Here is a 22,051-nt window from a genome sequence, read left to right on the forward strand (position 1 = left end):
GTGCCAGCCGTGCGGGGCCTAGTTGTCTCCGCAAGCCGTGATTTTGTACAGCTTGGCAGGGCCCTGGCTGTCTACTAGCTTGACTCCGGGGTTTTGATCCAGGTGCAGGAGGCCGGCTGGCGTATGGTTTCCGCCATGGACTTCGGTGAGGCCGAAGTCCATGACGTAGTAGGAGTGCTCTCCACGGACCGCCCTGCAAACATCCGGGTCGCCGGTGACGTTTCCCAAACGATCGTAGATTTCCTGGAGATCGGGCGAGACGTAGCTGAGAATGTGGAGCTGGGCGGAGCGACGGTCGCCGAGGGCGTAGGAAAGGGAAGCCCCGGTATACGGGTTCCCGAGCAAGATCGCATTCTGGGGAATGTCGGCCGGCAATCTCTGGATCAGATGCAGTTCATCGCTCGAAACCAAGGGTGAGTTCGGCGTCAAAGCGTATTTCGATGATGCTAGCGCAACTTCCTTGTTGACTCCGCCCACTTGCCCAAGGAGCACGGCAAGTGCGACGAGGACCAAGGCCGCGCCGTGTTGAAGGGCGGTCCGGAGACCGGAAGGGAGGGTCCGTGAGTCGCTTCGAAGAAGTACCCGCTTGAACCATTGCCGTATGTATGGGTTGTGGCAGATCCACTCGACCCCCACGGCAGCAAGCAAGACGGCGACCAGAGGCAACAGGGCCGCGATGCGGTAGCTGTCGTTGTACCAAACGCCGGTCAGAATGCTCCGTATTCTGGAAATCGGGAACCCTGAAACCACGACGAAGAGGCCAGTGAAGATCAGGAAAACCGCGGCGAGCCACCTGTACCGAAGCTGCCGCGCGGCTGCCCACAGGCCCAGTAGTGCAAGCGGTGCCACCAACCAGGCGGCTGGCAAGTCCAAGGGCGAGAAGACAATCGCCTCGCCCAGGGCTTGCGGGGCCGTATGGTAGGGGCCCCAGAATGATGCGTCCGGCGGCGGCCGGAGGAAGGCCCAAAGAATAACGAAAGCCACGCAATAGCTGATCAGGGGGACCGTGAACCTGGGATGCCAAATCCGCAGCAAATTCCGTTTCCGGAGCTTGATGGTCTTCCATGAAAGGAACCCCACCATCGGGGCAGTCCACGTCAGCCACGCCATGAAGGTGGTGGGATGCGCAACAACCAGCCCCGCAAGGCTCAACAAGAGTGCGAGGACCGCCGGAAGGTCCCGCGGAACCCAGTCCGGGGACACCCGCAAAATTGCAGCGGCAAGGGCAATCGAACTCGGCAGGAGGCTAATCGACAGCAGATTGGGGTACAAGACGCCGAAGTCCATCATCAGGAGCGGGAATGCGCCAAGCGAAGCGCATGCTACGCCCACCGCAAGAGCAACCTCGGCAGACCGGCCTATGGTCCACCTAGCTGCCAAGAGGCAGCCCAGCGGCCAAAACACTGCACCCAGGATGATGCTCGTAAGGTTTACAGCGGTGGGTACGTCCAGCCCAAAGGTGGACGCGACCAACGTTGCAACCGCGTTCCAGCCCGCAGGATAAAAACCCCCACCGGTCATGTCGCCGATCGTCAGGGACGAGGCGTTCCCGGTATCAAGGGCGTATTTGACGGAGTTAAGGTGAAAGACGGCGTCGTAGGTTTGGGAAAAATGTTCCGGGGCGCCGATGGCCTGCATGACCCTGGCGCCAATCACTACGAATGCAAGAAGCCCGGCAACAAATGGTGCCGCGCTCCGCCAAAGTCCGGACCCCGGCACCGTTCCGGCGCGCGGACGGGACCGGGAAACGAACCACGCGATCCCGCCGAGCACTACGGCCACGACAGCGACCGGAAGGAGGTTGAACCTCACATGCAAGAAGGGGCTCACCGTCGAAGCGATGACGATCACGCCTATCGACAGCGCAGGGGAGAGCGCCAGCGCGTCGAAGCCCCGATAGCGCAAACCCCACGCTACAAGGAAGCCGGGAGCAAGCAATAAAAGGACAGCACCGATCAATTGCGGGAGGACAGACCACCACACAGGCCGAGGCTAACCTTCGAGCAAGCCGTGGAGATACGCTCCGTAGCCGCTCTTGATCAGCGGCTCGGCGCGCTCGCGCAGTTCGTCGTCCGAAAGGAAACCTTGGCGCCAAGCGATTTCCTCGGGAGCGCCGATCTTGAGGCCCTGGCGGTTTTCCACCGTACGGATGAAGTTGGAGGCGTCATTGAGGTCGTCAAAGGTCCCGGTATCGAGCCAGGCTGTGCCTCGTGGAAGGATCTCAACGTGGAGCTTCCCCGCCTCGAGGTACTTCCGGTTGACGTCGGTGATTTCCAGCTCGCCGCGAGCTGACGGCGTAAGGTTCTTCGCGATATCAACGACGTCGTTGTCGTAGAAATAGAGCCCAGGAACCGCATAGTGTGATTTGGGGTGGCTGGGTTTTTCTTCCAAGGAAATAGCCTTGCCGGCTTCATTGAATTCGACCACACCATACGCTTTGGGATCTTTTACCCAATAGCCGAAGACTGCGCCGCCCTCGATGTCTGCATGTTTCCGAAGTTGCGTGCCCATCCCTTGGCCGTAGAAGATGTTGTCACCGAGGACAAGCGCCACAGTCTCGTTTCCAATGTGCTGCTCGCCCAGGATGAATGCTTGCGCAAGGCCGTCGGGCGAAGGCTGCTGGACATAGGAAATGTTGATACCGAATTGGGAACCATCGCCGAGAAGCCGTTGGAATTGTTCGGCATCATGCGGGGTGGTGATCACCAAGACATCGCGGATGCCCGCCAGGATGAGAGTGGAAAGCGGGTAGTAGATCATCGGCTTGTCATATACCGGGACCAGTTGCTTGCTGATGCCGTGAGTAATCGGGTGCAGACGAGAGCCGGTGCCACCGGCAAGAATGATTCCACGCATGATCTACATCATCCCTTACCGGGGAGTCCCCGGCAAAACCAGCGGCCGTTGGCGCGGGACGGAGCTTAGCTGCTGTGGCCCTTTCCGCTGCGGCCGCGGACGCCGTCGACAAGCCCTCTCAACGCTGAGCTGAGCCGTGCACTGCGCCCCGGTGCCAGGACGGTGACGAACAGGAGATGCCTCAGGTCCAGCAACAAGCCGCCGATAATCCATACCGGGTGAACTTTCGCGTATCGGCGGCCGACGAGAATCCTGTTTCGGAATATGTAGTAATAGCGCCAGGAAGCTGCAATGCGTACTTTCAATGCCCGATTCTGGTATCTAATGTCCCTGCCCCATATATTTGCATCGACAAAGGATCCGAGCGAATGCTCGAATTCTGCATCTGCAAGGACCGTCGGCAGCCCAGCATCAAGCGCGCGGAAGTAGTATTCGGTATCCACCAGGTCAATGAACAGCCCGTCCCAGAAGTTGCCGATTATATCCAGGGTGGAAACTGGAATCAGCAATCCGGATTGAATGGGCTCCCGTCCTAGCGGGACTCCCGATTTTGACCCGGCCGTCTTGACGGGATTGCCATGGATTCGTGCGGGCGATACGAGGCCGGGAGTAACACCCGCGGCGGCTGCAGAGTCAGCGGCGTCTACCAGGCGGCGGACATATTCCGCGCTCAGGAGCGAATCTTGGTCAACCGTGATGATGTATTCCACCGCTTTTGTGCGCGCCAAGTCGATGCCGGCGTTCAAAGCTGAAGCGATTCCGGAATTCTTTTCGAGCCGCAGCACCATGGCGCCGGCGTCTGCGGCGGCGTCGAAGATCTGGTCGAAACCCGGACCTCCGCCATCATCTACTACCACCACGGTGGCCAGTTGCCGACGCAGGGACGAGACGCTTTCGATCAATTGCGAGGTAGGACGAAAGGCTGTGACAACAGCTGCAACCTTTGTCAGCAGCACCGGCGGTTCAATATCGGGTTGCAAGTCGATTTCCCTATTTTCCAAGAGTATGCCGAAGGAGGGAGCGCACGGCTGCGGGGCTGCCGTGCTGCGCCGCAGCGGGCAGGAGGAGGAAGGCATGGGCCCGGGAGGTGAGGCGCAAGTTCGCGGCCCTGGATGCCTTTCGCCAACCCTTGATCATGCAGAGCTCAGCGGCAAGTTCGAAGTATCCGCGCTCCCCAGCGAACCGGGACCCATCAAGCAATTTGCTGGCGGAGGCACTACCGGTGTGTCTTCTGTACGCGAAGCATACCTCTGGTTCGATGAGGAGCTCTGCTCCAGCCAAGACCATATCGATGATCAAGCCGAGATCCTGAATCACGTGAAGACCATCGCGAAAATCGAAGTCGTGAATCTTGTCTCGACGGAAAACCAAGGACGGCCAGTAGAGCCAGTCGCCATGAAGGAGGCTTACCGCAAGCTTCTCGCCACTGAGCATCCTGGATTTGGATCCGTGGGGTTTGACCACGTGTTGCTTCACGAGATCAACGATCGGCCGGGTGGACTCCCCGGTTTCATTGATCACTTCCACGCCAGGCTGGATGATCCAGGCGTTCGGAAAATCCCGGTACGCGCGAAGGGCGACGTCTACGAAGTTCGGCAGAAGGACGTCGTCGCAACCCATGACGACAAGCGCGTCTTGCGTTGCCAGCGACACACAAGTGCGGAAGTTCTCGGTGATGCCTTGGTTGGTTTCTTTGCGGATATAGCGAATCCGGGGGTCGTTGATTTCTTCCAGATATCTGCGGACCTCATCACCTGGATAGGCGTCGTCCACAACAGTCAGAAGCCAATCGTCCGAATCCTGGCCGAGTACGCTGTCGACTGCCTGCCGCATGAAGTCAGGATCCCCCCAATACGGGATGAAGATGTCCAGGGCCATTCGGTTCCTTACTTCGGGCCGGAGGGTGTGGAAGTGTCGTCCTCCGCGGTTTCGGCGGTCTGCAGTTGCTCGAGGAGGGCGCGCATGATCGCAACTTCTTCCGCCAACGTCCGGGTTTCATCTTCGACCACGGAGATTTCCCAAGAGAGGTGCAAACAGACTCCCAGCAGCAGCAGGATGCTGATGATGAACAGCAGATTCGATGGCAGCTGCACGCCAACGAGTTCGGCAACGATGGTCAGCAAGCGCGGGAACGCCGCAAGGACCAAGGTTCCAATGCCGACGACGAGCCAAAGCGCGGCGTACTTCTCACGGAGCTTCTTGCGCCGGAGCATTTCGAAAACGATCCCCACGATCGCCAAGGCGAGGAGGAAAGCAGCCAGATTTCCCATCAGGAAGCCTCCTGGGCCGACGATGATACAGATGGAATGGTGGACCGCTTACGGGTCAGTGCGAAGAGCAGCGCGAAGGTGGAACGGCCGAGATAAACTGCGGCTTTCGCAGGGTTGTGGCTGGGGGTTCCGCCCTGCCGAGGGCGCATCGCCACGGGAATCTGCGTCACTTTGCATCCCGAACGGATGGCTACGACGAGGGAGTCGATAGTGTCGCCGAGGTACTCTGCGGGATAGTGGTCCAGATACTGGCTGATGGCGCGATCGTTGGCAGCCCGGAATCCGGACGTCACATCCGTAAGGCGTGTTTTTGCCAGGCCGGAGATCACCTTTGCAAGAAATTGCATTGCCCATTTTCGAGGGCCGCTTACTATGTACTCGCCCTTTTCTGCGAATCGGGCACCAATTGAAATGTCGGCATGCTCCAGCCCCGCGAGGACTTCGCCGATATTCCGGGGGTCATGTTGGCCATCGGCGTCTACTTGGATCACCTGTCGATAGCCCAGCCGCTTGGCGTACTTGAAACCAGCGCGCATGGCGCCTCCGACGCCCAAGTTGAAGGGGAGGTTCAGCACCGTTGCTCCGGCTTCGGCGGCCAGCGCCGCGGTGTCGTCCGTGGATCCATCGTTGACGACCAGCACATCGTAGGGACCTCCGACGCCCAGCACTTCCCGCACCGTGTCGCCGACGGACTCAGCTTCATTCCACGCTGGCATGATGACGAGGACCCGAGTTGAGTCATGAATTTCCATTGTTCTCCTGTATGTCATCTTGGCTGGATGCGGTTGAGGAGATCCTGATTGATACGGCCCTGCCTTCCGCGGCACGAATCGACGACCCCCTCCCAAGCGGCGATCGCTAGAGAACGCCTATCCGGGCTGAATGCGAAGCGGAGAAGCTGTGCTTTCGCGTCCTCCACCATGCGGCGGAGGACCCACGCTGGGTTGCTGCGCCAGTACCTGCGGGCAAGAGTGGTCCCGTTACGCATGATGTAGTACATCCGGAACGGTGAGTAATAGTTGAAGGACAGATCTTTACCACGGAGTCGGAGTGGCCATCCAAACACCTTTGCGGGTAGGCGCGCTCCGAGACGGTGCCTGACTTCGCAGCCAGATCCAATGACGATGCTATAGCCAGCGGCCCTCACCCGCGCGGTGAACTCGGAATCCACGCAGTCGATGAAAAAGCCGGCCTCGAAGTTTCCGACATGGGCCAAAGTGGAAAGCGGTATGAAGAAACCGGACTGCATGGGGTCGAAAGCCTCTGACACTCCGTTGGAGGCTCCGAGAACCGGAACTCGATGCCCGCTGAATGTCTCAGCGCTCACGAAACCCACTTTTTTCCCCACGGACGCCGCGCGGTCGTATGTGGCGAGCGCGTTCGCGACGTATTCCCGGACCGGCAGGGAGTCTTGATCGAATGTCAGTACAAAATCCGGGCGCGTGGACGATTCCAGTTCTTTGATACCGCGGTTCAGCGCGGCCGCAATGCCGGAGTTGCTTCCCAGCCGCAGTACCTTTACTCCGGTCGCGGCAAGGTCATCAAAGATCGATTCGGCTGCCGACGACGTGCTGCAATCATCGACGACAATGAGTTCGTCGACTTGCGCTGCGATCGATTCAGCGTTGGTGAGCAGCTCGTTGTCGGGGTTGAACGCGGCGATCACAGCTGCCGTTCGTCGTTGTGGACTTTCAATCACGGAGATGATCCTACCTGTCCAGACTTATAGCTTGCGCTTTGGCAGGCAGCAGCCTGGACGCCGGAACTAGAAGACCGAAGAAGAGCAGCGCTTCGCTGAGTGCCATACCAAGGGCAACACCAGGGACATTCGACCCCAAGCCTGCTACGACCATGAACGCGACGCCGATCGACGCCGACAGTCCGGTCCACAAGAGGACGGTCTTCTGGTGACCGGCGGGAATGAGAAGGTTCCTGATCAGGGGAGTGGAAGCCGAGAGGAAAAAGAAGGAAAGCCCGTAGAACGCAGACGTCAAGGAGTCTGCCTTGACTGGATCGCCGAACAGGATCCCGGAAGCCCAGGGCCCCAGGAAACCGAGTCCGAGGGCCCCGGCCGCCCCGAGGACGAGGTGGGTCACGAGCGCAACTTCGTGCCGCCGTCGTGCGCCTTCCGGCTTGCCCTCAAGCGTCCAACTTTGGAAGGTGTTTCCGACGGCCACAACGCTGAATAGCCCGAAGCGGTAGATGCTGTCGGCGGAGGCAAAACCGGCGGTGGCGGTCGCCAAGGGGACGGTCGCAGTCGCAATCGGGACGGGGGAGGAGGCATAAGCACTACCGGCAAAGTTGATTGCGGCCGTTCCCGCTTCGGGAAGGATTTCGCGGACGACGTTTGCCGGACGTCGAGGGAACCAGGTCCCGGGTTCCCCGAATCGCAACTGGAATGCCACGGAGGCTGTAATGGTCGCGAGAACAGCCAAGACGCCGTAAATCCAAATCTGGCCCGTGGCGATAATCAAGGGCACGCTGAGTAACGCTCCGCAAAAACGGGGGATTGTGTCGTAAAGCGCAAGGATTCGCGGCTGACCGGTCCCGATGCCGTACCAAGCCGGCGAGAATCCCGTCAGGGCGGTGGACCACGCCATAGTGACCGCGTCGAGGCGGTAACCATCGTGTGCCACGAAGGCGGCGATGATGCTCATAATGGGGAGGACCAGAACGCCAATGACGATTCGCGTCCGCATGCTTTTTGAATAGATCGACGCGCGGTCGTGTGGCTCCCGGCTCCGGGCGACGGACACAGGCCCCGAGATGTTCCAGCTCCACAGGATAATCGTAGCGGCGAACACTCCGATTGCCTGGCCGGAGGTAATGCTCGACCAACCTGGCGCGCCTGCGACCCGGGAAATAACGGGCAGCAAAAGGAATGGCAGAACCAACGTGAGCAGGGGGAGCAGCGTGAAGCCAGCGAGTCGAAGCAACACGGGTTTCATTACTTGTGGGTCCTATTGCTCGATTGCGTGACCTTTCGATGATACGCGATTACGCCCCGCCCCCCGGGTGGCCGCGGCCGCCCGACCTACCCAGCCAACTCGCCTAGAGTGGACTGCATGAACGATTCGACGACACCGGAGGGTCAAGCAATCCGTGTGAGTGTCTGCCTTGCGGCCTACAAGGGATCCCGCTATATCGAAGAGCAGATTGACTCCATCCTCCGGGACCTTGGACCCAACGATGAATTGGTAGTTGTGGACGACGCCTCGCCGGATGACACGGCTGCCGTGGTCAAGAGGATCACGGATCCGCGGATCCGCTTCGTCGCATCGTCAGTCAATAAAGGGTATGTACGGACCTTTGAGCAGGCGGTGGGCTTGAGCCGGGGCGAGTTCATCATGCTTTCCGACCAAGACGACGTATGGATCCCGGGTCGGGTGGAACTCATGTTGACGGCGCTGGAGGACCACAAGGTTGTTGCCGGGAACTTCGATGTCCTCGGTGGAGGACCGCGCCCGTGGATCCCACGCCTTCGGGCGTCGGACTCGACGAGGCACCTCGCCAACTTGTTCGCAATCCTGATTGGTTACCGCGCCTACTATGGATGCGCGATGGGGATCCGCCGGGACGCGCTGAGCTACTTTGTGCCGATTCCCGGCTACGTCCATGAGTCCCATGATCTTTGGCTTGCCATCTGCGGCAATGTTGCGCAATCGATCCGTCATTTGGATGATTCGATCATCCTTCGGCGCCTGCATGACGAGAACCAAACACCGGCCGGGTGGAGATCGCTGTCACGAATCGTGAAAGCACGGTTCATGATCCTCCGCTTGGTGTTCGAAGCAGTCCGCAGGGTACGCGGGGCTGACCGAGCGCTTGCCGCGTAAGCGAGCGAAGCGCGCCGTTCGGTAGGCTGGTGCCATGCAGAAACTTCTGGTCACCGGCGGCGCCGGTTTCATCGGTTCGAACTTTGTCCACTACGTCCTCGAGAAAACCGACAACCAAGTCACGGTCCTCGACAAGCTCACGTACGCGGGCAATCGGGAATCGCTGAACGGCCTACCGGAAGACCGGTTCCACTTCGTCCAGGGTGATATTGCCGATGCCGAGCTCGTCGAACGCCTCGTCGCAGACTGCGATGTGGTAGTTCACTACGCCGCAGAATCCCACAACGACAATTCCCTGCATGACCCCCGGCCGTTCCTCGACACCAACATCATTGGGACCTACACGCTGATCGAAGCGGCCCGCAAGCATGACAAGCGCTTCCACCACATCTCTACCGACGAGGTTTACGGGGACCTGGAACTTGGGGACCCGCAGCGCTTCACCGAGAACACGCCCTACAACCCGTCCAGCCCGTATTCCTCCACAAAGGCTGGATCCGACCTGCTTGTTCGGGCCTGGGTCCGTTCCTTCGGACTGCGGGCCACCATCAGCAATTGCTCCAATAACTACGGTCCCTACCAGCACGTCGAGAAGTTCATTCCGCGGCAGATCACCAACGTCATCGACGGCACCCGGCCAAAGCTGTACGGCAAGGGCGAAAATGTCCGGGACTGGATCCACGCGAACGACCACTCCTCGGCCGTGCTGGCCATCATCGACAGAGGCCGGATCGGCGAGACATACCTGATCGGGGCCGACGGCGAGAAGAACAACAAGGAAGTTGTCGAGCTCATCCTCGAGCATGCCGGCCAGCCCCGAGATGCCTACGACCATGTGGTGGATCGCCCTGGACACGACCTGCGCTATGCGATCGACTCCAGCAAACTGCGTGACGAACTCGGTTGGGAGCCGCAGTTCTCGAATTTTGACGCCGGTATCGAGGACACGATCAAGTGGTACCGCGACAACGAGTCGTGGTGGCGTCCTCAAAAGGCCGCAACCGAAGCGCGCTACAAGGAACAGGGCCAGTAAGCGATGACGCTCGAATTCTCGAAACCACTTGCCGCGCACCAAACTCCGATTCCCGGCGTCGTGCTCTACGACCTGCCTGTCCACGGCGACAACCGCGGCTGGTTCAAGGAAAACTGGCAGCGTGAAAAGATGGTGGCACTCGGCTTGCCGGATTTCCGTCCGGTGCAGAACAACATCTCGTTTAATGAGAAGGCCGGAACAACGCGGGGCATCCACGCCGAGCCTTGGGACAAGTTTATCTCGGTAGCCACAGGCCGGATATTCGGCGCTTGGGTCGACCTCAGGGAGGGGCCGTCGTTCGGTGCGGTCTTTACCGCGGAACTCGATCCCAGTCAGGCAATCTTCATTCCCCGCGGCGTGGGCAACGCGTTCCAAACGCTCGAGGACAACACGGCTTACACTTACCTCGTCAACGACCATTGGTCGGCCGACGCCCAGAGCCAATACACCTTCTTGAACCTCGCCGACGAAACCGCGGCCATTGCCTGGCCGGTGCCGTTGGACCAAGCGGAGCTCTCGGACAAGGACAAGGCGCATCCGCGCCTGGCTGATGTGGCACCGATGCCGGCCAAGAAGATCCTCGTGGTTGGGGCCAACGGCCAGCTTGGCAAGGCCTTGCGGGAACTGTACGAAGGCGACGCTACCGCGGAGTTTGTCGGGCGTGCCGACTTTGACCTGTCCAAGGAAGAATCATTCGGGGGACGCAACTGGAGGAACTACTCGACGATCATCAACGCGGCCGCCTACACAGCCGTCGATGCAGCTGAAAGCGCCGACGGCAGGAAAGCTGCCTGGGAAGCGAACGTCGCTGCAGTCACCCGGCTGGCAAGGACAGCTGTCGAGTTTGATGTGACCTTGGTCCACATTTCTTCGGACTACGTCTTTGACGGCACCAGCGAGACGCACAGTGAGGACGAACCGTTCACTCCGTTGGGAGTTTACGGCCAGACCAAGGCCGCCGGTGACGCGGTCGCCAGCGTGGTTCCTCGGCATTACATCGTACGTACTAGTTGGGTGATCGGCGAAGGGAATAACTTCGTCCGGACCATGGCCTCCCTCGCGAACCGCGGAGTCAAGCCGAGCGTCGTCAACGACCAGATCGGGCGGCTTACCTTCACGGAAGATATTGCGGCAGGAATCAAGCACCTCCTGGATTCGAACGCTCCCTATGGCATATACAACATCAGCAACGATGGCGAACCGCAGTCATGGGCGGAGATCGCTGGAGAGGTCTACGCACTGTGCGGCGCATCGGCGGCCGACGTCACAGGAGTAAGCACCGAACAGTACTTCTCCGGCAAAGCCGCGGCGCCGCGTCCGCTGAGGAGCACTCTCGATTTGGGCAAGATCAAGGATGCCGGATTCGTTCCGGCCAGCAGCGCGGACAGACTAGCTGCGTACCTTCGGGGTTAGTTGATACGACCAAACAATAAAGGTCTGGCCAGGCGTTGCCTGGCCAGACCTTTATTGTTTGGCTTTTCCGTGCCGGTTGGCGTTTCCCGATGGCCTGCTTACTTGGCTGCGTCGCTTGACTGGCGGCGTGCCGCCCAGTGCAGCGCGCGGCTGACGGGGGCCGGGAGGAAAGGCAGCCCAGGGTACAGGAAGTGATAAAGCTTGGAAGCCGCAAACACCAGCGCAATTGCGAAAAGCAACGTGAGAACCTCCCAAGAGAGAGGCGGCTGCCAATCCGGCTTTGTGAACATCACCAGCCAGTTCGCGAAATCCGGTATGCCCACGACGTAGCGTCGCAAGATGTACACGAAACCGTAAACGTGGGCGACACACGCAGCCCAAAGCAGGATCTTCGTCAGCGTCCGACTGGTGAGATTGGCTTGGAATTTACGGAAGCGCAACGCCAGCCCGGCCGAAATGACCGCGATGGCGAACAACGGCAGGCTGTACCGACCCTGCCAAATAAACCCGCTGCTCGTGACTAGGGCGGCCTGAACCAAAGCCGGAACCACGGCTAGCATCCCAATGGCCGCCCAGAAACCTAATTGCAATCGTGCGGGGCGCATCAGGAAGACCATCAACAGGAGGGCAATGAGCAGCATATTCCAGAACATCAGGACGGCTTGGGGCACAGGAGCGTCAAGCCATCCCGCAACGCCGATGTACTGATTCACGAAATCGAAGGACCGGTCAAGCATCGTCACAAAGGCGTTGGAGGGACGGAGACCCTCGACAGCGTTGGATATACCGGCAGGTGCTTCGCCGGCAGACGGGGGCGCCGCCAACATGACGAAGTTCCAAATAACCCCCAGAGCCACTCCGATTGCGGACAGCCCCGCAACGATGAGCAAGAGGCGGTTGCGGAAAATCGCGACGATGTCGGCTCCCCGGAAGAAGAGGCAAGCCACAATCGCTCCGCAAAGTAGCCACAACAAGGAGACATTCCTTGTATTGGCCAACGTCGCGGCTGAAACTCCGACTGCCAGGATGCCGGGACGAGCAAGGTGGAGCTTCCTTGAGTTCTCAAGGACAGAGACCAAGCCGCAGAACGCCGCCATCGATGCTGCGACTTCGAGCGAGTTTGGATTGACTCCGGTAGCCAGAAAGAAGACCATGGGCGTCGTGGCCACTGCGGCTGCGACCATGGGCCACTTGGGATGGCGGAGCCTGGACAATGCGGTGAAACCGGCGGCGTAGAAAGCTGCGGACATGAGTCCACTGACGATCCGCATGGCAAAGATTGCTGGAGCTCCGGACATGAACAGGCTGGGGAGTCCGACGAACCAATAGTAGAGGGGGTTATACAAGCCCGCTGATGTCACGCCGATGGTGGTGTAAGTGTCATCGACCGGGATATCAGGTGCGCAACCCGCGGGTTGCGCCTTGAGAAATGCAAAGCAGCGCTGGGAATCAATGTTGGCAATATAGGACGGAACCTGGACGTGGATGCCGTTGCCATAAGATTCGCCGGGCGCCGGGAAGAACTGGCCCCGCGCCACGGCTGCCGCCTTGATCGTGTGAGCCGGCTCATCGGGATAGGCCATCAGGGGTGTGGCGAGGATCCATAAGGAAATCAGCGCGGCCAACAGTGCAAAGATCCGGATGAAGAATCCGAAGCCAGCCTTGGTAGCAGGCGATACATTTCGACCGCGGGACCGGAACCGTCCCGAAGGCCGGAGCTCTTGTTCCGAAGCCCCGAGACGAGTGGGGCCCTTGGTCGCTGGTTGATTGATCATTTGTAGCTCCCGATCTTGTCAATCAGGAGTGAAGCATCCTGTAAAGATTGTTCGCTGGGAGAGGCCACTCCGGCGAAATACGTTGAGGAAACCTGACCGTCCGCGCCCACCACAAAGTGCGCCCACGACTTCACAAGGGACGCAATCTGCCCGTTCTTGTAGCTGCTACAAAATGCCTGGTAGTTCACGTTCCCCAATGCATAGCCGTGGTCGGTGTTGTCTGGAAGACGGAATTCGACTCCCGTCTCTCCCGTTGAAGTCATACCGTCTTGGACGGCTGCTGCCACGGAGTCTTTCGACATCCTGACGAAACTGCCGCCGAAGGACAACAATGCTGTATCGAACCGGGACCCAATCGAAGCTGAATCCATGAAGGCGATTCCGCCGGCGGTATCGTCAACCATCTTCCCGAGGTCGCTGAAGTTCTTGACCTCTTGGCCGGCCGGGACCTTGGTCCACTTGCTGGTCACTCCTGTGGACCAGTTGGCGGAACGGGAGAGATAACGCGTGCTGGCGGAGGTCAAAGCTGAAGGAGCGCTTGCCGTCACGGGCACAATGGGTGCGTCCGGAAGCGTGGTTCCCGGGTTGATCGCCGCGATTGCCCCATCATTCCAGCGATTGATATTGCCGGAAAAAATCTTCGCGAGTACGTCCGGGTTGAGCTTGAGGCTTCGGATGCTTGGCATGTTGAAGACGACGCCGATTGAGGTCACCGAGGTGGGGATGCTGAATGCGCCGCCGGGGCCGCATTCGGCTTTCGTTGAGCCCTGCTGCTGTGCCGTCAACGGGGCGTCCAGTGCAGCGTAGTAGGCCTGGCCGTTTGCCAACGCGTTAAGTCCGACGTCGGAGCCGTCCGGTGAGTAGCTCAACGACGTCGCTGGGTTGGTCTTCCGCCAGGCACTTGCCCAAGCACCGATCGGATCGCTTTGAATGGGACTTCCAATGGCGGTAAGCGCGCCGCGGATGTCTTGCTGCTTAGCGGGGGGACTGGCACAAGCGGCCAAACTGATGCCGAGGAACAGGAGGCATCCTGTCGCTCGGCGAATCGACCGATGATGCACCGGGGGTCCTTTCGATTACGGGTATAGCTGAGACTTGCGTCTTGATAACCCTAACGTCTCAACCTCCTCGCAATGAACCAAACCCCGCCTAGTACGTGAGCCCCTGGCAACCGAGTAAGGCGTTCCCGGAACTGAACTGCGCTATTCCGATGCCGTACGTGCACACCGTGTATCTGCCGCGCTGGGTGATGGGAACCTGTGTGGAGTAGCCATGGTTTCCGGTGATCTTGAAGGCGCTGTTGACATCTGGCCGGGCAAGATTGGCACTGAAGGCGTAGCCCAGGCGGGTTCCGTCAGGATAAGTGATGTAGACGTGCACCGGAGTGGATGAGCCCGGCACTGCCGGATCGTAGGTCCATCCGGTGGCCTTGATATTTGCTTGTGTTGACACCGTGGCAACGCCCACGGAATCAAGGTAGCCGTTAGGAATCGGCGTGTTTGTGACTTGGATGCTCATGCAGCCCAACGACGTGTTGCCGGACGCGAGCGGGGCCACGGGAATGGCGTAGGCGCAGGCGGTATACGTGCCGGTGGTGGTGACCGGGAGCGATGCGCTGAAGCCATGGTCACCCGCAATCCCGAAAACATTGTTCAGGTCCGGCCTGGCTTGGTTTGCCGTGAACGCCGTTCCCACGTTGCTGCCGTCCGGAGCTCGGACATAGACGTGCACAGGAATGCTGGCCGCGGGGTTGCTTGGGTCGAATGCCCAGCCAGTTGCAACTACGTTTGCGGACCCCGGGGTCTGGTCGACTCGGATCGAGTCGTAGTAGCCCATGGGCGGCGGGTTGGAACCGACGGTGATGTCTTTGCAGCCGAGCCCGGTGTTGTAGTACTGCCCGATCGCGTACATGCATACGTGGTAATTGCCGGCTTTGCTCAGACTGATCGACTTGTCGAAGCCATGGTTGGAGCCGTATCCGGTGGCGGTTCCCACATCCGGTCTCGGGATGTTGGCCGTAATGCGGTACCCCGTGGTCTGACCGCCGGGATCAGTCACGTACGCATCAGCGAAGGAAGCGGTCGTGGAGTTGGCGCGATCGATTGCCCAGCCGGACAAACGAAGGGAAACCTCGGTTGGGGTCCGGATTTGCGTCAGCGAATCAAAGGAACCGATCGGCGGTTCGACGCCCGCTGCCTGGTAGCTCTTGCAACCCAGATCGACATTGCCGTTGACGCTGACCGCCGTGGCGCACACCTTGTATGTCCCGGATTTGGTGATCTGGATACTGTTGTCGAAGCCGTGGGCTGGTCCGTAGCCAAAGGCGTTGTCAACATCAGGCCTATAGGTGTTGGCCGTGAAGGAATATGCAGCGGTCGCGTTGCTCGGATCTGTCACGGAGATATTGACTGGAGTCGAAACCCAGGGCTGCGAGAGGTCGACCGACCAGCCGGTGACCTTGAGATAGGCGGATGTAGTGTCTCGGACCAGCGAGAGCGAATCAAAGGAACCCCTTGCCGGGTTGCCCGCAAACCGTTGGAGGGAGGCATAGTCACCGTTCCAGACGTTCGAGTCACCATTGAGCGGCCCGGTGCTGCTGTATTGCCAGACGCTGTAGCTTGGCCAGTTCGATGGCGTTCCGATTGCCGTGTTGGTGGTGTACGCGGCAATCCAGAGGGGGTAGTCGCTGAACCCGGTTGCGTCGCCGGTGCACGTCTGCCACCAGTCGGTCGTGGAATAGATCATGGGGTATCGGCCGGTGAGGGAGCGGACAGTATCGCCGAAGTTGTGGATCCAAGTGATGAGTGCAGAAGGCGACATTCCGTAGCAGCTGTTGGTGCCTACGTAGGAAGGTGCGTATTCGATGTCGAGGACTGGTGGCATGGTGGCGCCGTCCGAGGTCCAGCCGCCGCCGTTTTGCACGAAGTAGTTTGCTTGGTCCGCGCCGGAGGACCAGCTTGGGATCGCGAAATGGTATGCGCCACGGATCATCCCGACGCTGCGCGAGCCGTTGTACTGCGAGGCGTAGCTCGGGCTTGTGTAGTAGTTCCCCTCGGTCGCTTTGACGTAGGCGAAGCGCGCGCCCATGTTCCATTGCTGCTGCCAGTCGACTGATGGTTGGTAGGAACTGACGTCAAGGCCCTGGATGCCGAAGGGCGGCGTCCAGCTACTCTGCGCCGTGAGCAGGCCTTGCACGCGCGCGGAGCGTTGTCCCATTTGCGCGCCACCGGGACCCGCGGCTTTCCGCATTGCGGCCCGCCGCTCTTCATCACTTTGGCTCGTCGCGGAAGGCGGGGTTGCGGGCGTCACGCTTTGGGAGGAGGACGACGTCGGAGGGGCGGTTCCCGGCCTGGTAGCGGTGGGGGTGGTGGTCGCCCCGGGCGAAGGGGCCGGCGTCGGCGCGGAAGTCGCCGTGGGGGATGATGCGGAAGGAGAGGGTGCCGGAGTTGCCGTAGCCGCGAGCGCCGTCGTCGCAGAAAGCAGCAGGGTGGCCGCGGTACACAGCACCGCCAAAGCAACATCCTGGGCTCGGCGTCCCCGGAACGTGGAGTTGGCTGCTCTTTGTTGAGTGGTCTTCATTGCTTCGCTCCACACGAGATTACCGGCCCCCGATAGGGCGGTACCGGATCATTTCCGCCGTGCGACATCCGGCGGCTGGCAGTTGTAAGGCTGAATTTGAAGCCCACCATAACACCGATGTGCAAGATGATGCTAATGTGGCCAATGGGATTTCTGTGGCTTGCTGGCTTTGCGCTGCAGTCGAACGTGAAAACATTTCCGCCCTGGTCCGCGAGTGCGGACCAGGGCGGAAATGTTTCTGCCTCGGGAAAGCTTCAGGCGATCACGGGACGAAGTATCCCGACACGTCTGCGATGAGTTGCGCCGTCCCGTTCGAGGTGTTGTGGAGACTGACCTGGCCGCCTGTCCCCACCGGTATCGTTGCTAGGTTCGGGACGATCTGCCCGGGTGCGTAATTCAGGTTCGAGGCATTTGGCACCACGGTGCCGGCGGGGAAGGCCGTGACGAACCCGTTCGACGTCGGGTTGGCGACCGTGAGGTTGAACGTCAATCCACCAACCGTTGCGGGAACCCCGCTGACGCCGCCGACCTGAAAGGACATCGTACCGTTGGCCGCGACCGGGGTGCCGTTGCGGGTATCGAGGAACCTGGTAGGCGTTATGGGCTGGAAGGCCCCCGAAACCGTTGCCGCCCCGCCGCCCAAATAGTAGCCGGACACATCCGCGATAAATTGCGCAGCCCCTGTCGGTGAGCCGTTGTAGAGCGTGACCTTACCGTCTGCGCCTACAGGCACGGTGACGCTATTGGGCACGATCTGGCCCTGGGCGAAGTTCAGATTGGAGGCGTTTGGCCGTGTTGTGCCGGAGGCGTATGCCGTGGCGAAGCCGAACGAGCTCGCCCCGGCGACGGTGAAGTTGAAGCTCACCGCTGAGACCGTTGCCGGGATGCCGCTGATGCCGCCCACTTGGAAGGAGACGGATCCACCCGGTGGCACCGCTGCACTGTTCCGGGTATCCAGGAACCTGCTCGGCGTCATCGCTTGGAATTCGCCGGGCGAGCTTGTTGCGGCCGGGACGTAGTACCCGGAAACGTCGGCTATGAGTTGAGCCGTCCCGTTCGAGGTGTTGTGGAGGCTGACCTGTCCGCTTGTCCCGACCGGCACTGTCACGAGGTTTGGAACGATCTGTCCGGGAGCGTAGTTCAGGTTTGAGGCATTAGGCGCGGTGCTTCCGGACGGGTAGGCCGTGACGAACCCGTTGGACGTAGGACCGGCCACCGTGAGGTTGAAGGTCACTGCCGTGACGTTCGCCGGAATGCCGTTGACGCCTCCGACCTGGAAGGAGACGGTCCCGTTAGCTCCGACAGGCGTGGGATTGTTGCGGGTGTCGAGCATCCTGGTCGGTGTCATCGATTTGAAGACACTGGGAACTGCGCTGGAGTCGTATAAGCCATAGTCGTCGGTCACCAGGGTTCCGTTGCTCAGCAGGTTGAGGCCCAAGCTGATGGCACTGGCTCCTGCCGGGACGGCTGGCGACGTCCAGGTTGCCTGGGTCCACGCTGTGGCTGCCACGAAGTTCGGACTGGCCGTCCAGTACGTCCACGTGCCCAGCCCGGTTCGGTAGTACAACTCGAATTGCGTGGGGGCCGTGGACTTGTACCAAGCGGACATCTGATACGTGTGGCCGGGGGTGGCGCTGGGAGCGCATTGGCCGAGGTCGAGGGTGGGTAGTAGCTTGGCGTCGCCGTCTACGTAGCCGGTGGTCACCATTTGTTCGGCAACGTTTCCGGTGTGACCCGGAGAGACGCTTGTGAAGGTGGAGGTTTGCGTGCCGTAGGAGCCGATCGCCCAGCAGTATGGAAGCCCGGATGCCACAGGCCCGGCTGTCTCCAGGCTTGGATTCTGGAGCAGGTTTCCGACTGTGATCGGTGGCGGCGCAGCCGGTCCATTGACGAGCGGCTTGTTCACGTCCAGTGCGGAATTGCTTGGGTCAGGGAACTGCGCCGCCATGACTTGGCGCACAGTCTTGACGACGATCCTGCCGGCCGTTTGTTCAGTCGCCAGCCAATCGACGTAAGAATGGAAATTCGCCGTAGTGACACTCAGAGGATCAGTGGTCGAGTCGAAGTGGTGGAACGTCAATTGCACCCATCCGCCACCGGCCTCTGCCTGGGTCACAACAGCCTGCATGTCAGCGACGGCCCAAGTGTTGTCCACCTCATCAGGTGCCTTGGTGAAATAGAGGTCCGCGGCAGGAACGGGCAGCGGTTCAGCCACCTCGGTCAGAGTTGGAGCAGCCTTGCTTTTCAGATCACCGAGGCCACGTGCGCTGTTGTAGCCGCAGTTGGCGACTGTTTGCTCGACGGCTGGAGTGGCAGACGCAAACGGGTAGGCAAAGTTCGTGACCCGGAAGCCCATGTTGGTCAGGTTGACGCGGTCATTGCATACCTGGCGTGCCACCTCATTCGCGTCCATCTGGGCCAGATCAGGGTGCGTCACTGTATGCCCGGCAATCTCATTGCCTGCCGATTGGAGGGCGAGTGCCTGGGCAGTCGTCATATATGGCGGCGGCCCACCATTGGGATCGGTAGCATTGAGGTAGCCGGAGGGAAGGAAGAACGTCCCCATCATTCCTTTTGAATTCAGATAGTTGGCCGCGGCTACCTGATCAGCGTTGGCGTCATCAAATGTCAATGTGACTACAAGCGCACCCGCAGCTTGTGCTGGCTGGGCCAAAACAGCCGTATTAAATAGCGTTGCCAAAAGAAGCATGGCGGCCCCTATGGCAGCCGCTTTCCGATGGGTCTGTTGGTCTTCATATGGGAGCCCCCGCCCATTGCAGGAGGCCACCATCCACCTGTTTTGCATCTCAAGTCCGTTCGTCGCGCTTGCGACCTGACTGGTGGGACCTTCATTGCCATATCTGATTCAGCGTGCACAGTTCGGAGGCGCCAGTGCTCATCGTAAGCATTCATTCGTTTGAAACGGCAGCGCATCAATCGCGATAAACAAAGTCATCTGGCCCGTTTCCCGCCAGTGACGCACAGCTGATGTAACGACGCTACGAGCGGCCACATGGGACGTCAACACTCGTTTTCGGGCCCCGGAATCCAAGTAGGAACACTCGCCTCGGGCGTCTGGGAGGTTCCTGAAAGAGCCATGACATCGACTGGTCTATACTTTGTAGGTCTTGGGCAACAACGCCCCTGATCATTGAGCTGCAGGGTGGTAATTCGCATCGTGGGGGAAGCCTTCGCCAAGTGGGCTCGCGGCCTTTTCGGTTTTGCCCGGAACGGGTACCTGATCAAATTCCTTGCCGTCGGGGCCGCTTCGTTCGCGATTGACCTGGGCACCCTGACCCTCCTGCACGAGCTTGGCCGCGTGGATCTCTGGATTGCAACTCCAATTGCGTTCCTTGCGAGCTTGGTTTTCAATTTTTTTGCCCAAAGAAAGTTCACGTTCCAGTCCGGCACCCGGGCCCATGTGAGCTTCCTCAAGTATGGAGTACTGGTTGTCGTCAACCTCCTGGCGACCGATTTCATTGTTAATGGGATCGCCGCTGTTGGAGTATCTTACGCCATTGGGAAAGTAATCGCCACCGTGGCAACTACGGTCTGGAACTTCCTGCTTTATAAGCACTGGATTTTCAAGGCAGGCACGGTTGAAGCTTACAGCGGGCTCGGCTCGGCCCCGTCCGATGTGCTTGTTTCCTCGGAAGAGTCTGCAAATGACTAGTGCTCGCGGTTCAACATTGAGGTATTCACTAATTGCGATCCCACTCCTCGCCGCGCTGTCCCTTCTCTGGGCATTTGCATCGCCGCTCATGTCGGTTCCGGATGAACCGGCCCACACCATCAAGGCCGCAGCCGTTGCACGGGGTGAACTTACGGGAATATCAGGTGGCAAACAGGGTGACCTGACCAGTGTCACGGTTCCGCGCTACATCGCGATGATTGGTGTGCAAGCTTGCTTCGGCACCAATCCCGGGTCAACGCCCGCCTGCGCTCCGCCAATTGACGCGAGCGCACGAGACCTTGTCCAAGCGCAAACCAGTGCTGGCAATTACAACCCGATGTACTACGCAATGATCGGATTGCCATCCCGTCTCATGGGAGGGGCCCCGGCGATTTATCTGATGCGTGCGCTCAGCGCCCTGATATGTAGCGCGTTCCTTGCAGTAGCCATCGGTGCCGCAGCATCCCTGCGTCGACGGTTTTGGCCAGTGGCAACCTGCCTTGTAGCAGTGACGCCTATGGTGCTTTTCCTGAACGGTGCGATTAATCCGAATGCCCTTGAAATCGCTACCACCGCCGCAGTGTTTACGAATCTCTGCGTTGTCTTGGAGAACGGGCGCAGGCTCAAGAACGTCCGACTTAATATCGTTCTTGTCGGTGTCTCCGGCGCGGTATTGGCCAACACTCGCGCTCTTTCCTTACTGTGGCTCGCGCTTGCCTTCGCCGCAGCCGTTTTGATTTATGGGATCAAGCCCTTCGGTGCCGTTTTAAGGAACCGTCTTGGATTGGCGATGGCCGGGCTGGTCGGTGTCGGTTGTGCTGCGAGCCTCGCTTGGCTAAAGGTGGCCAACAGTTTCGACAGTCTAGGGGGCACGCCGAGCAACGTTACTCCAGACGCTGCATTTGTCACGATGTTGGACCGCACCTTCGACTATTCCTCCGGGTACATCGGCGTAATGGGATGGCTGGACACCCCGGCCCCCGCGGCGGTGTTCAGTTTCTGGCATTTCGGTTTCGCCGCAGTCATCCTAGGCGGCCTGACTGCGCGGCCGTTTCGAAGGCGACCGGCTGTCTGGGTCTTGCTTGTCGCGGTGCTTATCTTGCCGCCGATACTTCAAGCCCAAGTGATCCAGCAGCTCGGCTACATTTGGCAAGGACGCTATCTCTTGGCAGCGTTTGTATTGCTGCTATTGGCATGCGGAGCAGTTATGGTCTGGCGTCCAATTCCCAGGTCCCCATGGGCGCACTCCTTGGCGCGATGGGTCTTGGCCGGTGCGGTGGGAGTTCACCTTTACACCTTCGTCTCGACACTTCGACGCTTCACCGTCGGACAAGAACGGACGAACTGGACCGAGATGTTCGACCCGCTCTGGCAACCTCCGATGACGTGGCAGGTACTGACAATTTCATACTTGCTGGTTCTGGTTCTCGGCGCGGTCGTGAGCTACCGGTGCCTCTTCCCGCGGTCGTTTGTATTGACGTCCGGAAGCGTTGTGGGCGCGAAGGAAGACACCATCCTGACGCTGTCGATTGGACAATCGGAGCAGGGCTAAGGAAAGGCCCTTTTTCGTAGTTTTCCACAGGCCGACCAGGCTTATTGGATCCATGTAGGTATCT

General features: G+C 59.8%; 18 protein-coding genes. 5 read left to right on the forward strand and 13 right to left on the reverse strand.

Going from position 1 to position 22,051, the window contains the following annotated elements; translation table 11 throughout:
- Positions 1 to 18: 18 nt before the first annotated feature.
- From ABD884_RS04985 to ABD884_RS05020, 8 genes are all read right to left on the reverse strand, one after another.
- Entirely contained in the window at positions 19 to 1,983 is a 1,965-nt protein-coding gene (locus tag ABD884_RS04985) for a DUF6541 family protein (protein ID WP_345038759.1), read from the reverse strand.
- Between the two features lie 9 nt (positions 1,984 to 1,992).
- Positions 1,993 to 2,856, reverse strand: coding sequence for a glucose-1-phosphate thymidylyltransferase RfbA (rfbA, locus tag ABD884_RS04990; protein ID WP_345038765.1), 864 nt, complete (start codon positions 2,854 to 2,856; stop codon positions 1,993 to 1,995).
- 65 nt (positions 2,857 to 2,921) lie between these two features.
- Complete coding sequence (locus ABD884_RS04995) at positions 2,922 to 3,836, reverse strand: glycosyltransferase (RefSeq protein WP_345038771.1); 915 nt, start codon at positions 3,834 to 3,836, stop codon at positions 2,922 to 2,924.
- Between the two features lie 10 nt (positions 3,837 to 3,846).
- Positions 3,847 to 4,734, reverse strand: coding sequence for a glycosyltransferase family 2 protein (locus tag ABD884_RS05000; protein ID WP_345038779.1), 888 nt, complete (start codon positions 4,732 to 4,734; stop codon positions 3,847 to 3,849).
- A gap of 8 nt (positions 4,735 to 4,742) precedes the next feature.
- Positions 4,743 to 5,126: a DUF2304 domain-containing protein gene (locus ABD884_RS05005; protein WP_028264829.1), complete on the reverse strand. Its 384-nt coding sequence runs from the start codon at positions 5,124 to 5,126 to the stop codon at positions 4,743 to 4,745.
- Entirely contained in the window at positions 5,126 to 5,878 is a 753-nt protein-coding gene (locus ABD884_RS05010; protein ID WP_345038789.1) for a glycosyltransferase family 2 protein, read from the reverse strand. Before ABD884_RS05010 ends, ABD884_RS05005 begins: the two co-directional genes overlap by 1 nt.
- Positions 5,879 to 5,892: 14 nt before the next feature.
- On the reverse strand, positions 5,893 to 6,825 hold the full coding sequence (locus ABD884_RS05015) for a glycosyltransferase (RefSeq protein ID WP_028264827.1): 933 nt from the start codon (positions 6,823 to 6,825) through the stop codon (positions 5,893 to 5,895).
- Positions 6,826 to 6,835: 10 nt separating this feature from the next.
- On the reverse strand, positions 6,836 to 8,074 hold the full coding sequence (locus ABD884_RS05020) for a polysaccharide biosynthesis protein (RefSeq protein WP_345038802.1): 1,239 nt from the start codon (positions 8,072 to 8,074) through the stop codon (positions 6,836 to 6,838).
- 117 nt (positions 8,075 to 8,191) lie between these two features.
- On the opposite strand from ABD884_RS05020, the gene ABD884_RS05025 reads away from it, so the two are divergent.
- Genes ABD884_RS05025 through ABD884_RS05035 form a run of 3 tightly spaced genes read left to right on the forward strand, consistent with a single transcriptional unit; the run spans position 8,192 to position 11,408 of the window.
- Positions 8,192 to 8,962, forward strand: coding sequence for a glycosyltransferase (locus tag ABD884_RS05025; protein ID WP_345038811.1), 771 nt, complete (start codon positions 8,192 to 8,194; stop codon positions 8,960 to 8,962).
- A 34-nt stretch (positions 8,963 to 8,996) separates the two neighbouring features.
- Positions 8,997 to 9,995 carry a dTDP-glucose 4,6-dehydratase gene (gene rfbB, locus ABD884_RS05030; RefSeq protein WP_345038815.1) on the forward strand — a complete coding sequence of 333 codons (999 nt, stop codon included), beginning with the start codon at positions 8,997 to 8,999 and terminating at the stop codon, positions 9,993 to 9,995.
- Positions 9,996 to 9,998: 3 nt separating this feature from the next.
- Positions 9,999 to 11,408 carry a sugar nucleotide-binding protein gene (locus ABD884_RS05035; RefSeq protein WP_345038820.1) on the forward strand — a complete coding sequence of 470 codons (1,410 nt, stop codon included), beginning with the start codon at positions 9,999 to 10,001 and terminating at the stop codon, positions 11,406 to 11,408.
- A gap of 98 nt (positions 11,409 to 11,506) precedes the next feature.
- Here the strand turns inward: ABD884_RS05035 and ABD884_RS05040 are convergent, their stop codons facing one another.
- The 5 genes from ABD884_RS05040 to ABD884_RS05060 all read right to left on the reverse strand — a co-directional run bounded on the left by ABD884_RS05040 (position 11,507) and on the right by ABD884_RS05060 (position 19,436).
- A complete protein-coding gene (locus tag ABD884_RS05040) occupies positions 11,507 to 13,183 on the reverse strand; it encodes a DUF2142 domain-containing protein (protein WP_345038826.1) in 1,677 nt (558 codons plus the stop codon).
- Positions 13,180 to 14,244, reverse strand: coding sequence for a substrate-binding domain-containing protein (locus ABD884_RS05045; protein ID WP_345038836.1), 1,065 nt, complete (start codon positions 14,242 to 14,244; stop codon positions 13,180 to 13,182). Before ABD884_RS05045 ends, ABD884_RS05040 begins: the two co-directional genes overlap by 4 nt.
- 88 nt (positions 14,245 to 14,332) lie before the next feature.
- Complete coding sequence (locus ABD884_RS05050; protein WP_345038842.1) at positions 14,333 to 16,399, reverse strand: lysozyme; 2,067 nt, start codon at positions 16,397 to 16,399, stop codon at positions 14,333 to 14,335.
- A 52-nt stretch (positions 16,400 to 16,451) separates the two neighbouring features.
- On the reverse strand, positions 16,452 to 16,775 hold the full coding sequence (locus tag ABD884_RS05055; RefSeq protein WP_345038846.1) for a hypothetical protein: 324 nt from the start codon (positions 16,773 to 16,775) through the stop codon (positions 16,452 to 16,454).
- Positions 16,776 to 17,024: 249 nt separating this feature from the next.
- Entirely contained in the window at positions 17,025 to 19,436 is a 2,412-nt protein-coding gene (locus tag ABD884_RS05060) for a polysaccharide deacetylase family protein (protein WP_345038853.1), read from the reverse strand.
- A gap of 489 nt (positions 19,437 to 19,925) precedes the next feature.
- On the opposite strand from ABD884_RS05060, the gene ABD884_RS05065 reads away from it, so the two are divergent.
- Both ABD884_RS05065 and ABD884_RS05070 read left to right on the forward strand, forming a co-directional pair.
- Positions 19,926 to 20,435: a GtrA family protein gene (locus tag ABD884_RS05065; RefSeq protein ID WP_345038862.1), complete on the forward strand. Its 510-nt coding sequence runs from the start codon at positions 19,926 to 19,928 to the stop codon at positions 20,433 to 20,435.
- Positions 20,428 to 21,987 carry a DUF2142 domain-containing protein gene (locus ABD884_RS05070; protein WP_345038865.1) on the forward strand — a complete coding sequence of 520 codons (1,560 nt, stop codon included), beginning with the start codon at positions 20,428 to 20,430 and terminating at the stop codon, positions 21,985 to 21,987. The genes ABD884_RS05065 and ABD884_RS05070 overlap by 8 nt, the downstream gene beginning before the upstream one ends.
- Positions 21,988 to 22,051 lie beyond the last annotated feature (64 nt).

It is taken from the genome of Arthrobacter methylotrophus, from assembly GCF_039539965.1.
In the GTDB taxonomy this organism is placed as follows: domain Bacteria; phylum Actinomycetota; class Actinomycetes; order Actinomycetales; family Micrococcaceae; genus Arthrobacter; species Arthrobacter methylotrophus.